Here is a 1,117-nt window from a genome sequence, read left to right as displayed (position 1 = left end):
GATGCAGCGCCGCCACCTTCTCGTCGAGCGCCTTGGGCAGCACATAGACCCTCCTCTGGTACTTGCCCGGGTTCGTCCAGAGCTCGATCTGCGCGAGCGTCTGGTTGGAGAATGAGGAGGACATCACGAAGGAGGGGTGGCCGGTGGCGTTGCCGAGGTTCACCAGCCGTCCTTCGGACAGCAGGATGATGCGCTTGCCGTCCGGGAACTCGATCTCGTCCACCTGCGGCTTCACGTTGTGCCACTTGAAGTTCCGCAGGGCGGCGACCTGGATCTCGGCATCGAAATGACCGATATTGCAGACGATCGCCCGGTCCTTCATCGCCCGCATGTGCTCGATCGTGATGACGTCGACATTGCCGGTGGCGGTGACGAAGATGTCGGCGCGCGGGGCGGCCTCCTCCATCGTCGTCACCTCGTAGCCCTCCATCGCCGCCTGGAGCGCGCAGATCGGGTCGACCTCGCTCACCATCACGCGGCAGCCGGCGCTGCGCAGGCTCGCCGCCGAGCCCTTGCCGACATCGCCGAACCCGCAGACCATCGCCACCTTGCCGGCCATCATCACGTCGGTGCCGCGGCGGATGCCGTCCACCAGGCTCTCGCGGCAGCCGTAGAGATTGTCGAACTTCGACTTGGTCACGCTGTCATTGACGTTGATGGCGGGAAACAGGAGCCGCCCCTCCTTCTCCATCTGGTAGAGCCGGTGCACGCCGGTGGTGGTCTCCTCGGAGACACCGCGGATCGCCCGGGCAAGCTCGGCGAACCAGCCGGGCCGGGCCTTGAGCGTGTCCTTGACCAGCGCGAACAGGACCTCCTCCTCCTCGTTGCCGGCCTGTTCCAGGAACGCCGTGTCGCCGCCCTCCGCGCGCACGCCGAGATGGACGAACAGCGTCATGTCGCCGCCGTCGTCGAGCAGCAGGTTGGGCACCCCGCCGTCGCCCCAGGTGAGCGTGCGGCGCACGTACTCCCAGTACTCGGCGAGCGTCTCGCCCTTCACGGCGAAGACCGGCGTGCCGGAGGCGGCGACCGCGGCCGCGGCATGGTCCTGGGTCGAGAAGATGTTGCAGGACGACCAGCGCACATCGGCGCCGAGCGCCTTCAGCGTCTCGATCAGCAC

Annotated in this window: 1 protein-coding gene; it reads right to left on the bottom strand. The window is 67.2% G+C overall.

The genetic code is table 11. The features are described from left to right. On the bottom strand, window positions 1–1,117 hold a 1,117-nt coding region (locus NW858_RS04605; RefSeq protein WP_414520010.1), incomplete at both ends, for an adenosylhomocysteinase.

Source organism: Synechococcus sp. H55.10 (assembly GCF_047502715.1).
Lineage (GTDB): Bacteria > Cyanobacteriota > Cyanobacteriia > Thermostichales > Thermostichaceae > Thermostichus.
Note: the sequence above shows the minus strand (reverse complement) of the source record. Positions and strands in the feature narration are given on the sequence as shown.